Origin of the sequence: Aureimonas sp. N4 (genome assembly GCF_001463925.1) — a bacterium.
Classification (GTDB): Bacteria; Pseudomonadota; Alphaproteobacteria; order Rhizobiales; family Rhizobiaceae; genus Aureimonas; species Aureimonas ureilytica_A.
In genome coordinates this window covers 51,931-65,747 of sequence record NZ_BBWS01000059.1, presented here as the reverse complement: position 1 = coordinate 65,747, position 13,817 = coordinate 51,931, and the positions used below count along the sequence as shown (strand labels likewise).

The window sequence follows — 13,817 nt, the reverse complement described above, 5'->3', positions numbered from 1 at the left end:
CCGCCAATTGCTCGACTTTCCGGGGAAGCGCCCGAATTGGACGCCATGTTCCCTGCCGCCCGCAATCCGGCACATGGCAGGGCTTTTCATGTAATTCCTTTCGGAGATGGTCCGATGACACAACAAAGCTCGATCGCCTTCCATGACGGTCGGTCCATCCCTCAGGTCGGTCTCGGCGTCTGGCAGGTGCCGGACGACGTGGCGACCAGCGCAGTTCAGGAAGCCTTGAAGGTCGGCTATCGCCATGTCGATACGGCCGCCATCTACGAAAACGAAAGAGGCACGGGCGCGGGCCTGCGCGGCGCCGATGTTCCACGCGACGAGCTTTTCGTGACAACCAAGCTCTGGAACGAGAACCAGGGCTTCGACCAGACCTTGCGAGCGTTCGACGAAAGCCTGTCTCGCCTCGGGCTCGATTTCGTCGATCTCTATCTCATCCATTGGCCTTCGCCGCGTCGCGGTCTGTTCGTGGACACGTGGAAGGCCTTCATCCGTCTTCGGGAGGAAGGGCGAGCGCGCTCCATCGGCGTGTCGAATTTCACGGTGGAGCATCTCGACCAGCTGATTTCTGAGACCGGCGTCGCTCCGGTCCTCAATCAGATCGAGCTTCATCCGCGCTTTCAGCAACGCGACCTGCGGCACGCCCACGCCGAACGAGGTATCGCGACCCAATCCTGGAGCCCGCTCGGGCAAGGCCAGCTTCTGACCGACCCCGTGATCACGCGCATTGCAGAGAAGCACGGCAAGAGCCCGGCGCAGATCATCATCCGCTGGCATATCGACAGCGGCCTGATCGTCATTCCGAAATCCGTGACGCCAAGCCGCATCGCGGAGAATATCGACGTGTTCGGCTTTCAGCTGGGAGCGGACGACATAGAAGCGATCGCGCAGCTCGACGCGGCCGACGGGCGCATCGGTCCCGATCCGATGACCGCGACCTTCTGAGACACATCATAGCGTGGAGGATCGTCTGGAAGGCGGACGATCCTCTATCTTACGTACCGCTGTTTCGACTGTGCTGCGATGTCAGCGCAAAAGCCCTTCGGCTTTAAAGACCTCCCATCCTTCGAGTGTAGGCCGGCTTGCGGTTGATTTCGGTGCCGCCTGCGAGGAAGGGCTGCTCTTTTCCGCGCCTTTGGCGGAGCGTTTCAAAGCAGCCTTGGCCGCTGCGCGTCGTCTGGCTTCTGCGGCGGCTTCTCGATCCTCCTCCCGCCAGAGGCTCGGCAGGTCGCGATCCAGAACATCCTCAATCCGCCGTGGGTCGAAGACGTGGAAGGTGACGGCTTTCGCACGTCCTCGCAATTTCACGGTCCGTGTGCCTGCGCTGGAAAGACGTCCATCCTTGGTCCAACGAAGCCGCTCTCGGGGCAGAATGGTCAGGATGTCGTCCACCTCTCGCGGCAGCACCGGCAGCGTGTCGATCCCATCCAGTACCGTCTGCACCGCCTCACGGGCTCGCTCGAAAGCCTCAGCCTCGTCCGCATCGAAGGCCAGTCGGATCGCGCCATCCTCGACGCTCAGACGATCGCGCAAAATCCACGGCAGCTTTGCGGTCAGTTCGCGCTTTATTCCCTCGGCCCGGACGGCCGAGCCCATCGCCGCGGAGACCGGAAACGGCCATTCGGCGACCAACGCATTCCGTTCCGTCGGGTTCTTGGTCTTGACCATGATGTCTTAACGAACGCCGTGGGCAATCTTTCCACGGCCACACGGCAGGTCGCGATCTTTCACCGGCTCGAAAAGCGATGCCCGTCGGGATCGGTCGCGAGCGCATGCGCGGATGTCGAGCCGCACAGGATCAGTTGCGTCGCGAAGGGCGAGCCTTCGGCTGCCGGAGCCGAAATTGCGGGTGGATCGACATAGGCGAGAAGCTCGAGATGCGGTGCTCCACCCTGCCCCGTTTCGAGCGTCACGACATCAACACTCGCTGGACGTGAAAACCCGTCCAGTCGCCCTTGCTCGATGCCTTCGTTGCGCTGGCGCGCCTTCAGCCGATAGCCAAGGCTCTCATAGAAGCGGATGGAGGCGTCCGCGTCGCTGACGGTGATAGCGCTATGATCAATCCCGAGAAAAGACTCGCTGGTATTGACGGTTGCGGGTCTCTGCTCCCAGCCACCCGGAAACTCCAAGAACTCCAGAGGATGGCCTTCGGGATCGCGGAATTTGAAAGCCGTGACACCGCCGGACGCTGCCGGCAGGCGCTCGGGTCCATCCGTCGAAATGGGTGTCCACCCCTCCATGCGTTCGAGCCGGGCCATGGCCGCCTCCATGTCGGAAACGGGTATGGCGAAATGCTGGAACGCGGTTTCATTCGACAAGGGCGGATGCCCGGATGGAGCGGATGCCCGCCCGAGTTCGAGGCGCTGCGCTCCGAGGCGAAGCGCACAGAAATGCCGATCACGCTCGATCTCTTCGCAACCGAACGTATCGACATAGAAGCGCGCGGTGGCCGCTGTGTCGCGGCACAGCAGCCGAATGGCTTCGATGCAGAGGCCGCTCATGGCCAGCGCGCTCCGCGCCGGTTGAGGAACACGGCGTAAAGCGTGTGGCTCGCGCCGATGAACAGGCGGTTCAAATGCGGCGATCCACCGAAGCAGAGATTGGAGACCGTGGCGGGAAGGTGGATGCGCCCGAGCAATTTGCCTTCGGGCGACAGGCAATGCACGCCATCGCCGGCGCTGGACCAGATATTGCCATCTTCATCGATCGCCATCCCGTCCGTATAGCCGGGGGAAACCTTGGCGAAGTCGCGCAGCCCGCTCAGCGTATGGCCGTCCTCCGCGACGTCGAAGACTCGCAGCACCTGCGTGGGCGATGCCTGCGTCTGATCTCCCGTCTCGGCCACATAGAGGCGTCGCTCATCGGGCGAAAAGGCGATGCCATTGGGCCCGGAGAAATCAAGGGACGCGAGATCGAGGCGGCCACTATCGGGCTCCAGACGGTAGACGCCCGGCGCGGTTTCCGAGGTCTGCCGCGTGCCCTCGTAATCGTTGGAAATGCCGTAGACGGGATCGGTGAACCAGATAGAGCCATCGCTTTTGACCACGATGTCATTGGGCGAGTTGAGGCGCCGCCCTTCGAACCGATCGGCCAGAACGCTGACCCGGCCGTCATGCTCGACACGCGCCACCGCGCGCAGGCGGTTGGAGCAGAAGATGACGCGCCCTTCGCGATCCCTCGCCTGCCCGTTGGCTTGGTCGGACGGAAAGCGCCAGATGGAGAGCCCTGACGCCTCGCTCCACATCATGGTTCGATCTCGCGGCAGATCCTGGAATAGAAGACAGTTCCAGTCTCCCATCCAGACGAGCCCTTCGATCCAGCGGAAACCCTCCGCCAGCTTCTCCACCGGCGCGTTGACAAGGCGGTAGCGATCGAAGCGCGGATCGACCGTCTCGAATCCGATCTCGCTCATGCGCCCTCCTTCAGCCGAAGCGGCACGGCGTCGTGTCCCCGCGCTTCGTGTCGAACTGCACGACCATGAGCACGGCGGGCTCGTCGCCGACCGTGCCGGACATATGGCCTTTGCGACCCTCCCGTGCGCGCGTGCCCTGATCCTCGCCGAAGGAAATCTCGCCCGGCCCCATTTCCACGCGCGTTCCGTCCATGCTCTCGACATACCAGCGGCCGGACAACGGAATGATCCATTGTGGCGAGGGGTTCTCGTGCCACGTTCCTTCCCAGCCGACCGGCTGGACCGTGACCATGACCGTCATCCCGTCATGGTGCTTCTCGCCCTGCCATTGCGGCGCGGCAGGCGGCTGCATACTTTTCAGCTCGAACCGGGTGAGCGCGCAACGCTTCTGGCGGCTGATGCCCTCGTCGTCGGTATAGAGGTGCCAATAGGGAACGTTGGGCTTGTCGTCGCTCAAAACTCAGCTCCTTGCGAAGAGGAATGGGTGATCGAGTAAGGATGGGTGGAAGACAGGGGGTCCGCGAAAAAGCTCCGCGCCCCGCCCGCCTGAAGCCCGAAGGCGATCAGGAGGAAGCCGCCGGCAACCGCGAAATTCTTGAGGAAGTCCCACATGGTCTCGCGCCCCTTGGAGGGACCGTGCAGGCGGAAGTCGGGCGCCTTCCAGAACTGTTTGAACAGGATGGCCGTCACCGCGCAGTAGCCGGCGAGAATGAAGGCCGCGAGCCGATCCGCAATCCCGGTGAGTACGCCGAGCGACATGAGGAGCTCGACGGTGAAACCCACAAGGATCAACGCCTTCGCCAAGTTTCGGTTGGCGGTCGCCTGCCCCGCCTGATCGACGGCAGCGGAAAAGTTCAGAACCTTATCCAGCGCGCTGAAAGGCAAAAACAGGAGGATTAGCGAAAGCCGCGTTGCGAAGACGAAAAACAGGTCGATCGGCATGGCGCGGCGTCTTGTCTCAATTATTGTGTCTACTGGCTCAAATGCGCCGCGCGATGCCGTCGTTCCCGCCGGCTTTCGTGAAAAAACCTTCATGGAAAAACGCGGGAACGCCGAGCGGCTTTCGGTCTTTAGCCGGCACAGGACCCGCAGAAGGAGTGCCTCATGATCGAAGATCGCTATGACGTCGTCATCATCGGCTCGGGCCCAGGAGGCGGGACGATGGCCTGGAAACTCGCCCAGACCGGCAAGCGTATCCTTCTTATCGAGCGTGGCGACTATCTGAAGCGTGAGCGCGAGAACTGGAGCACGGAGGAGGTTTTTGCCAAAGGGCGCTATCAGGCGGACGAGACCTGGACGTCATCCAGCGGCGAGAGCTTCAAGCCGGGCCTGCATTATTTCGTCGGCGGCAATTCCAAGGTTTACGGTGCGGTGCTCCTGCGGCTGCGCGTCGAGGACTTCGATGCCGTTCGTCACCCCGATGGCATCGCGCCGGAATGGCCGATCAAATACGATAGTTTCGAGCCCTACTATCAGGCGGCAGAGGAGCTGTTCGAGGTGCGCGGCGCGCGCGGCGAAGATCCGACCGAGCCACCCAGCCCCAAGCCCTACAAGCACGAAGCCATCCGCCACGAGCCCCGCATCCAGGCCTTGTCGGATTCCTGGGCGCAGGAAGGACTGCATCCCTTCCATCTGCCCATGGGCGCGCTTCTAGATCAGGACGAGACGGGCGCGGCGACGCCCCACTCCCCGCTTCTGCGCTGCGATCCATTCGACGGCTATCCCAGCCTCACCAACGGAAAATCGGACGCGCAGATTATCTGCGTCGATCCCGCTCTGAAGGCCCATCCCAACCTGACGCTTCTGAAGAACGCCTATGTCGAGCGACTGCTGACCAACCCGGCCGGCAAGTCGATCACAGGTGTGGAGACGCTCATCGAAGGGCAGCGACACATCATCCGTGGTGATCTCGTGGTGGCCGCCTGCGGCGCGCTCTCCTCGGCGCTTCTGTTCCTGCGCTCGGCCAGCGACCGGCATCCCGATGGCCTAGCCAACCGCTCGGGCCAAGTCGGTCGCAACTATATGCGCCACAACAACGCGACGGTGCTCGCGATCTCGCGCACGCCCAATCCGACCGAGTTCCAGAAAACGCTGGGGTTGAACGATTTCTACCATGCCCATGACAAGTCGCCGCTGAACCCATTCGAATATCCGCTCGGCCATATCCAGATGGTCGGGAAATCCGACGGGATGCAGATCGAAGCCGAGGGATTGCCGGGCTTCCTCCAATGGCTGCCCGAAAAGCCGTTCGACTGGATTGCGCACCATTCGATCGACTTCTGGCTCACCTCGGAAGACCTGCCGCGCCCGGAGAACCGCATCTTCTATCGCAACGGCCAAGTTCACCTCGACCTGACGCAGACCAACATGGAGGGCCATCGCGCGCTTCGTGAGATGCTGCGCACGATCTGCGACAAGGGCGACATTCATCCCCATTTGATGGACCGCAAGCTCTATCTCGGCAAGAACACGCCCATCGGCGGTACGGCCCATCAGGCCGGCACGCTGCGCTTCGGCGAAGACCCGGAGACGGCCGTTCTCGATCTCGACTGCCGAGCCCATGGGATCGACAATCTCTACGTCACCGACGCGAGCTTCTTTCCCTCGATCGGCGCGGTGAATCCAACGCTGACCATCATCGCCAACGCGCTTCGCGTCGCCGATCACATCGCCGCGCGCCTGCGCTAGAAGCGACACTCTGCCCCGGTGGAGTCCGTTTCAGCGGGAAAGCCGTTTCGATCCCCAGCCGACCGTGCTACCACAAGCACACGGTTTGGCGGGGATGCCGGTTTTGGCGCAGAAGACCAGAGGCTCGGGACGGTGGATGGGGCGCGTGATCGCGTTCCTTTTCCTTGTTCACGCAGCCCTGTTCGGCTTCTCGGCCCCGGCTGCCGCCGAATTGATGCCCCGCGATCAGTTCGGCAATGTGCTTTGCCTTTCCGGCGAGATCGCGGACGCCCATAAGGGCTCGGGGCGCGACCACGGTCATGTCCCGCTCAAGTCCTGCTGCTCCGCCAGCTGCGCCATGCACGGCGGCCCACTTCCGCCGCCTACCCTCCTTTCGCGCCTCGTTCGCCAGCCGCTCGTGCTCAGCGTGCCCTTCGTGCTTTATGAGGATGTCGGCTCCGGCGCGGTCGAGACGCCGCGCAAGACACGCGGGCCGCCCCGCCTCGCCTGAGTGATCGGATCGGCCAGCGCTTCGCCAGCTTGCGGGATAGCGTGTTCGCCTGATCACGGCGTCACGTGGGCTCTGGCCTGTCAGCGAGATCGCCGATCGTGCGTCAGGATGCGAGCAGGCTGAAACTTCGCCTATGGAGCGAAGGGGTTCGGCCAACCTCCAGCGGGCACCGTACGGGTTCGAGCGTGTCGGATCGGGTTAGCGCATAACGGCTCCCGATCGACCGAGACCCGTAAGAGCCCGGCATTCCACGCAATCGTGTCGACTCAAGCGTTCGTAGCCCGGCGTCCGACCCGCAGCGCCACCGCATCCGATCGCCCCATAGTGGCCGCCGGTTTCGGCCGTTGCGCCACCCACCTCGTCCTTTTTTTCTCCGTTTCGGAGCCGTCCGAATGTCCGATTTCACAGCCGAAAGTGCGAACGCTCTGCCGCGCACCGGCACCATCACCGATCTCTACCGCGCCGTCTGGCGATGGCATTTCTATGCCGGCCTGTTGGTCCTGCCGTTTCTGATCACGCTCTCGATCACGGGCGGGCTTTATCTCTTCCGCAACGAGATCGACGGGATCGTCCATGCCGATCTGAAGCATGTCGAAATGCCGGCGGGAGCCTCTCCCACCGAGCCGAGCCGCATGGTCGATGCAGCGCTCGCCGCCTATCCCGGCACGGCCGTCAAATATACCGACCCCGTCACGCCGGACGCCTCCGCCGAAGTGACGATCAAGACGCCCGATGGCGGCAAGACCGCCGTTTATGTCGATCCCTATCGGGGTGAGGTTCTGGGCGCCCTGGCTGATCGCGGCACGGTCATGTGGACCGTACGCTATCTCCACAGCCTACGCTATTTCGGGCCTGTGGCGCGCGGGCTGATCGAGATCGCCGCCGGTTGGGCGATCGTGCTGGTGGCGACCGGCCTGTTTCTCTGGTGGCCTCGCGGCCAGAAGGGCGGCGTCGTCTCCATCCGCGCGACGCCGGCGAAACGCGTCTTCTGGCGCGACCTTCACGCGGTGACCGGGCTCGTCGTCGGCGGGTTCATCGTCTTCCTCGCCATCACCGGAATGCCGTGGTCGCAGGTCTGGGGCGGCAAGGTCAACCAATGGGCCAACGGCTCGAACTTCGGTTATCCTTCCGGCGTGCGGGTGGACGTGCCCATGTCCGGGCGGAAGCTCGCGCAGGAAGGCCCGACGAGCTGGTCGCTCGAACAGGCCGAAATCCCCACGTCGATGACGGCTGCCAACGACGCGCCGATTGGCCTCGACCGGGCCGTCTCCACCTTTGGACAGCTGGGCCTGCATCGCGGCTTCGCGGTCAATATCCCGACGAGCGTGACGGGCGTCTACACCGGCTCGGTTTATCCCGCCGATCTCTCGCAGCAGCGCGTCGTCCATCTGGATCAATATACGGGCCAGCCACTCGTCGACATGAGCTATGCCGATTACGGCCCGCTCGGCCGCTGGCTGGAATGGGGCATCAATGTCCATCTCGGGCAGGAATTCGGGCTCGCCAACCAACTGTTCCTGCTGGCCGTGTGCGTCGGCAATGTGGTGCTCGCGGTTTCGGCGGGGATCATGTGGTGGAAGCGCCGGCCGAGCCGCTCGTTCGGCGTGCCGCCGCGGCCAAGGGACCGGCGCGTCTTTCGCGGGCTGATCGCGCTTTTGGTCGTGGGCGGTGTCCTGTTTCCCCTCGTCGGCGCCTCGCTGGTCGTGATGCTGGCGATGGACTGGATGTTCACACGCCATCGCCCAAGCCGAGCCGCCTAAGCTCTTTTCACGCTGCCGGGGCAGCCTTGCTGCCGGCCCCATCTATCTCCAGGAGCCTGTCGAAGCTCCGCATTCGAAAGACGGACCTCATGTCGATGACTTCATTCGGTCGCCGGATTGCCGGCGTGGTGCTGGGCCTCGCCCTTTTCAGCCTGTCACCGCTGGCGGCCTCGGTGCCGGCGGCGGCCCATGGCTTCAAGGTCGGCGCGATCGAGGTCGAGCACCCTTGGAGCCGCGCGACGCCTCCTGGCGCCAAGACGGGCGCTGGATATTTCGTGATGGTGAACTCCGGCGCAGAGCCCGACCGCCTCGTTTCGGCCAGTTCGCCGGCGGCGGAAAAAACCGAGATTCATGAAATGTCGATTCAGAACGGCGTCATGAACATGCGCAAGGTCGAGGGCGGCGTCGCCATCCCGGCCAAGGGTTCGGCCGCGCTTTCGCCGGGCGGCTTCCATCTCATGCTGATGGGCCTGAAGGCGCCCTTCAAGGAGGGGCAGATGATCCCGTTGACGCTCACGTTCGAAAAGGCCGGCTCGGTCGAGGTCGAATTGCAGGTCGACAAGATGGGCGCGACGAGCCCGTCCCATGGCGCGAGCGCCGGTGAAGGCGAAGCGCATCAGCATTGATCCCCCGATGCGGCCGGTGCCCCCGGCCGTATCCTCCAGCAGGAACTCCTCATGCGAGATTTCAGACTTGGCGATGCGTTGCGGAGCCTGATCCTCGCCGTGTTTCTGGTGGGGAGCATGGTTCTCTCTGTCTCGTCCGCCGCCTTCGCTCATGCAGGGCTTATGTCGGCCGAGCCGGAAGACGGCGCGCTTCTTCAAAGCGCGCCGAGCGAATTGTCGCTGAGCTTCAGCGAGCCGGTCGCGGCTCTGCGACTGACGCTGGTTCGGCCCGACGGCACGAGCGTCGATCTCCCTTCCAGCATGAAAACAGGCTCGCACATCAGGGCACCACTCGACGAGAGGCTCGGCCGGGGCACCCACGCGCTCGTCTGGCGCGTCGTTTCCGCAGACGGGCACCCTGTGACAGGCTCTCTGTCGTTTTCCGTCGAAGCGGCCAGCCCGACGCCCGACCTGCCACCGGCGCGCGATCTCCTCGTGCTGGTGCTCGTCTGGGGCGCCCGCGTTCTTGTCTACATCGCTCTCATTTTCGGTGTCGGCGGCGCGGCAGGGGCCTATCTCGTGGGCGCGGCGCGACCTGACGGCCGCCGGTTCCTTCATCTCATCTTGCTGGCCGGGCTGCTGGCGCTTCCCCTCGCGGTCTTGGCGCAGGGGCTCGATGCGCTGGGCTCGACCCTTTCCGCCGCCTTGAACCTTGCCGTCTGGCAGGCCGGTCTAGGCACCGGCTTCGGGGTCGCAGCGCTGGCCTTAGCTCTGTCCTTCGCCCTGGCGCTCGCTTCTACGCTTCGCCTTCCGCATCGCGTCAGCACGGTCCTGAGCGGGCTTGCGCTCATGGCGGGCGGCGTCGCGCTGGCGTCCACCGGCCATGCGGCCGCAGCAGCTCCCCAGGTTCTGACGCGTCCAGCCGTCGCGCTTCATGCCTTATCGGCAGCGCTCTGGCTCGGCGCGTTGTTTCCGCTCGCCCTGGCCCTGCGTCAGCCAGAAGCGGCGCGGCGGATTGCCTTGTCGCGCTTTTCGCGGCGGATCGCTCCGCTTCTGGCCGTTCTGCTGACGTCAGGCGTGTTTCTGGCGGCCGTGCAGGTTGGAACGCTCTCCGCCCTTTGGCAGACCGATTACGGCCGCGTGCTTCTCATCAAGCTGGCCCTGGTCCTGATCCTCTTTTTGATTGCGGCGGACAATCGCTGGCGGTTGACACAGCCGGCCCTCAAAGGCGACGCGCCGGCGCTCCGCACTCTCTCCCGCCGGCTCGGCTTCGAAATCGCCCTTGGCATTCTCGTCCTTTGCACCGTTGCCGTCTGGCGCTTCACACCGCCGCCACGCGTCGAGCAGGCAATGGCGGCCGAGCCGATCGCGCTTCATGCCACGGGGGGCATGATCATGGCCGACATTGCCGTTGCGCCCGGTCGCCAAGGGCCGGTGCGGGTGAGCGCGCTTTTGATGACGATCGACTATGGGCCGGTGGATCCGCAGGGCGTCACGTTTCGCTTCTCGCGCGCGCAAGGCGATGCCGAGCCGATCGAAGCGGAGGCCATGCCGCCAGGCGATGGGAGCTGGAGCGCATCCGTCGCTCTCCCCGCATCCGGCCTTTGGCATCTTCAGATCATCGTCCACTCGCGCGATGGAACGCGCGACCGCATCGACACCGAATTTCGCCTCAAACCCTGATATGACGCCTGATCGGCGTATGCCGCGCCGAGAGCGGCGGGAAAGGACAAAACCATGACCTCGTCCAACGCGAACCGGACCCTTGCCCTTGGCGGCGCCGGTGCCCTCGTGGTCGTGCTTCTCGGGCTGATCGGCTGGATGCTCAGTCAACAGCCAGCGCGAGGCGCGCCCGACGAGCCCTTCACCCTCAGCGATACGCGCGGGGCCAAGGTCGATCAGACGATCTTCAAAGGCCGGCCGTCGATCGTCTATTTCGGCTACACGAACTGCCCCGATGTCTGTCCGACGACGCTGATCGAACTGGCGGACTGGCTGCGCGATCTCGGGCCGGCGGGTCAGTCGATCCAGGCTTTGTTCTTCACGGTGGACCCCGAGCGCGACACGCTCGACGTTCTCGGACCCTATGTCGCCTCGATCTCGGATCGGATCATCGGTATCACCGGCAGCGCGGCCGAGATGGAAAAGGCCTCGAAGGCCTGGATGGTCTACGCGCGCAAGACCGGCGAGGAAGACGGCGACTATCACATGCGCCACTCGACGTCGCTGCTGCTCATCGGCGCCAACGGACGGCTCCAGGGCATGATCCCCTACGGCACGCCGAAGGACGAAGCCCTGCGCAAGATTCGCGACGTGCTCCTCCCGCCCTCGACGCGAACGGCCGCGCTCCGCTCTTGAAACCCGTCGTCTCCTGCCGTTGCGAATGGCGGTGTCAGATCGGTGCGGAGAGCGTCCGCCGCAGCCAGTCCAGAACAGCCGGCGGCATCTGCGTGACATTGAAGCGCATCAGGTCGGGGGCGCCCAAAGACGGGCTGAAGACATTGCCGGGCGCGAGCACGATGCCGTCGCGCAGCGCCGCCTTGGCGAGATCCGTGGCGTCACGCCCGTCCGGCAGGCGGCACCAGAGCGAGAAACCGCCGCGCGGCTGCGTCCAGGGCCGAACGCCCATGGCGTCCAGTTGCGCGCCGACCTCCTTGCGCCGCTTGGCCAGCCGGCCCCGCAGCGCCAGCACATGCTTGTGGTAGCTTCCATCAGCCAGAACGCCCTGCACGATATCGGTCACCAACGGACTGGGGCCACCGAAATTCGTCGCGACCTGCAGATCGATCAGCGCCTCGATCCAGTCGGCCCGCGCGGCGATATAGCCGCAGCGGGCTGATGCCGACAGGGTTTTGGAGAAGCTGCCGACCCGGATGACCCGTTCGAGACCGTCCAGCGCGGCCAGACGCGGCGTCGGCTCGGGTTCGAAATCGGCGAAAATATCATCCTCGACGATTGTCACGTCATAGGCCGCGGCGGCCAGCAGAAGGCGATGGAGAACCGCCGGGGATGGCGTGGCTCCGGTCGGATTGTGGATCGCCGAATTGGTCAGATAGAGCTTGGGCGCATGCTCGCGCGCCAGTTCGGCGAAGCGCTCGGGGTCCGGCCCGCTCGGCGTGTAGGGCACGCTCACGACCTTGACCCGATGCGCGCGCATCAAGGCCTGAAAGTTGAAGTAGCAGGGATCATCCAGAAGCACCGTATCGCCGGGCTGAAGCAGGAACCGGCAGACGAGATCGACGGCCTGCGTACCCGAGACGGCGAGAAGGATTCGATCGGGCTCGATATCCAGCCCCTCCTGGGAGAATTGGCGGGCGAGAGTACGGCGCAGCGCGGCTGAACCCCGCGTCATCGCGTAGTCAACGAGGCCCTCCAGCCCACCTTTGGCGACACGGCGCAGCGAGCGCCGAAGCGCCTCGTCCGGCATCCAGTCCGCCGGCAGCCATCCGCAGCCCGGCCGCGCCGTGGCAGCATCCGCATCCAGCGATTGCCGGGATACCCAGAGCGGATCGACCGCACGTTCGAAATCCGGCCGCGGCTCCTGAAGCGCAAAGGGTGTGGATGCTCCCGCGACATAGAAGCCAGACCCCGGCCGCGAGCGGATCGCGCCCTCCGCCACCAGACGATCATAGGCCTCGACCACCGTGGACGGCGACACACCCATCGCGATGGCATGACGGCGGACCGACGGCAGTCTCTCGCCGGCCATCAATTGGCACGAGGCAATACGGCGCCTGACATCGTCCACCAGCTCGTCAGTCCGCGTCATGCCACACCTCTCCCATCGTACGCTCAGATGAGCCATACAGTTTGAAGCGATTAGAGAAAAGCGTATCTCCCACGAAACTTCCTTTTTGATCATACGAATTCTTCAAGTGGAGGTCGTATGAAACAGTTCGGTTCGGGTTGGGGCAGCGGTCTTCTTGGCGTCATCATCTTCAGCGGTTCGCTGCCGGCGACCCGCGTGGCCGTGGGCGGCTTCTCGCCGCTCTTCCTCACTTCGGCCCGCGCGGTGATCGCCGGATGTCTCGCGGCCCTCGCGCTTTTCGTCTTTCGTCAGCGACGTCCGACACGGGCCGAGATCGCCCGCCTCGCGATCGTCGCGGGCGGTGTCGTCCTGGGTTTCCCCCTCCTGACGGCGCTTGCGCTTCGTCAGATGACGTCGGCCCATTCGATCGTCTTCATCGGGCTTCTCCCGCTGGCGACGGCTCTATTCGGAGTTCTGCGGGGCGGAGAGCGGCCGCGCGCGCCGTTCTGGATATTCTCGATCGTCGGCGCTCTATCGGTCGCAGGGTTCGCCTTGCTGCAACCGGGCGAAGGCTCGGGCTTCGGGGATGCTCTGATGTTGGCCGCGATCCTGGTGTGCGGCCTCGGCTATGCCGAAGGCGCGGTGCTGACGCGCCGAATGGGCGGCTGGCAGGTCATTTCCTGGGCCTTGCTCGTGGCCCTGCCCGCCATGGCGCTTCTGAGCTTGGCAACGCTGCCAGGGACATTCAACGACGTTCCGACCGTTGCCTGGGCCGGGCTCTTCTATGTCTCCGTGTTCAGCATGTTGATCGGCTTCGTCTTCTGGTATCGCGGCTTGGCGCTGGGCGGTATCGCAGGGGTGGGTCAGTTGCAGCTTCTGCAACCCTTTTTCGGCCTTGCGCTGGCGGGTCTCCTGTTGGGCGAGCCCGTCGCTTGGAGCATGATCGTGTCCACAGCTCTGGTCGTCGCCTGCGTGGCCGGCGCGCGGCGCTACGCCTGAGATCCTGCAAGTTCTTCCTTTGTTCCAGGCACAAAACGCGCTACGTCTGACGAGAGGCGCGTTGAGTCGGACCCATCCGTCGCGCATTGCCTCGCGAACGAAAGCGGTCGAGTTG

14 protein-coding genes are annotated in these 13,817 nt (G+C 64.4%); 8 read left to right on the top strand and 6 right to left on the bottom strand.

The features are described from left to right. Positions 1–114: 114 nt before the first annotated feature. Positions 115–945, top strand: a complete 831-nt coding sequence (locus AUL28_RS20795) for an aldo/keto reductase (protein ID WP_062236621.1) — start codon at positions 115–117, stop codon at positions 943–945. An 81-nt stretch (positions 946–1,026) separates the two neighbouring features. On the opposite strand, the gene AUL28_RS20790 is transcribed toward AUL28_RS20795, so the two are convergent. Genes AUL28_RS20790 through AUL28_RS20770 form a run of 5 tightly spaced genes read right to left on the bottom strand, consistent with a single transcriptional unit; the run spans position 1,027 to position 4,354 of the window. Continuing rightward, positions 1,027–1,668: a hypothetical protein gene (locus tag AUL28_RS20790; protein WP_062236619.1), complete on the bottom strand. Its 642-nt coding sequence runs from the start codon at positions 1,666–1,668 to the stop codon at positions 1,027–1,029. Between the two features lie 59 nt (positions 1,669–1,727). Continuing rightward, positions 1,728–2,501 (bottom strand): VOC family protein, encoded by a 774-nt coding sequence (locus AUL28_RS20785; RefSeq protein WP_062236617.1) that lies wholly within the window; start codon positions 2,499–2,501, stop codon positions 1,728–1,730. Further along, positions 2,498–3,412 carry an SMP-30/gluconolactonase/LRE family protein gene (locus tag AUL28_RS20780; RefSeq protein ID WP_062236616.1) on the bottom strand — a complete coding sequence of 305 codons (915 nt, stop codon included), beginning with the start codon at positions 3,410–3,412 and terminating at the stop codon, positions 2,498–2,500. The genes AUL28_RS20785 and AUL28_RS20780 overlap by 4 nt, the downstream gene beginning before the upstream one ends. 10 nt (positions 3,413–3,422) lie before the next feature. Beyond that, positions 3,423–3,869, bottom strand: a complete 447-nt coding sequence (locus tag AUL28_RS20775) for a cupin domain-containing protein (RefSeq protein WP_062236614.1) — start codon at positions 3,867–3,869, stop codon at positions 3,423–3,425. After that, positions 3,866–4,354, bottom strand: coding sequence for a DoxX family membrane protein (locus AUL28_RS20770; protein ID WP_062236611.1), 489 nt, complete (start codon positions 4,352–4,354; stop codon positions 3,866–3,868). The genes AUL28_RS20775 and AUL28_RS20770 overlap by 4 nt, the downstream gene beginning before the upstream one ends. A 162-nt stretch (positions 4,355–4,516) precedes the next feature. Between AUL28_RS20770 and AUL28_RS20765 the strand changes: the two genes are divergently transcribed. The 6 genes from AUL28_RS20765 (at position 4,517) to AUL28_RS20740 (ending at position 11,313) form a co-directional block, all read left to right on the top strand. After that, the gene (locus tag AUL28_RS20765) at positions 4,517–6,100 is read left to right on the top strand and encodes a GMC oxidoreductase (RefSeq protein WP_062236608.1); all 1,584 of its coding nucleotides are present in this window, start codon (positions 4,517–4,519) and stop codon (positions 6,098–6,100) included. A gap of 145 nt (positions 6,101–6,245) precedes the next feature. Further along, positions 6,246–6,590: a hypothetical protein gene (locus AUL28_RS20760; protein ID WP_156420115.1), complete on the top strand. Its 345-nt coding sequence runs from the start codon at positions 6,246–6,248 to the stop codon at positions 6,588–6,590. Positions 6,591–6,982: 392 nt separating this feature from the next. Further along, positions 6,983–8,350, top strand: a complete 1,368-nt coding sequence (locus AUL28_RS20755; RefSeq protein ID WP_062236600.1) for a PepSY-associated TM helix domain-containing protein — start codon at positions 6,983–6,985, stop codon at positions 8,348–8,350. Between the two features lie 89 nt (positions 8,351–8,439). Beyond that, positions 8,440–8,976, top strand: a complete 537-nt coding sequence (locus AUL28_RS20750) for a copper chaperone PCu(A)C (protein ID WP_244493589.1) — start codon at positions 8,440–8,442, stop codon at positions 8,974–8,976. Between the two features lie 51 nt (positions 8,977–9,027). Beyond that, complete coding sequence (locus AUL28_RS20745) at positions 9,028–10,638, top strand: copper resistance CopC/CopD family protein (RefSeq protein ID WP_062236597.1); 1,611 nt, start codon at positions 9,028–9,030, stop codon at positions 10,636–10,638. 54 nt (positions 10,639–10,692) lie between these two features. Beyond that, positions 10,693–11,313 carry an SCO family protein gene (locus tag AUL28_RS20740; protein ID WP_062224017.1) on the top strand — a complete coding sequence of 207 codons (621 nt, stop codon included), beginning with the start codon at positions 10,693–10,695 and terminating at the stop codon, positions 11,311–11,313. Between the two features lie 34 nt (positions 11,314–11,347). Here the strand turns inward: AUL28_RS20740 and AUL28_RS20735 are convergent, their stop codons facing one another. Further along, complete coding sequence (locus tag AUL28_RS20735) at positions 11,348–12,724, bottom strand: aminotransferase-like domain-containing protein (protein WP_062236594.1); 1,377 nt, start codon at positions 12,722–12,724, stop codon at positions 11,348–11,350. A gap of 117 nt (positions 12,725–12,841) precedes the next feature. Between AUL28_RS20735 and AUL28_RS20730 the strand changes: the two genes are divergently transcribed. Continuing rightward, complete coding sequence (locus tag AUL28_RS20730; protein ID WP_062236592.1) at positions 12,842–13,702, top strand: DMT family transporter; 861 nt, start codon at positions 12,842–12,844, stop codon at positions 13,700–13,702. The last annotated feature ends 115 nt before the right edge of the window (positions 13,703–13,817 follow it).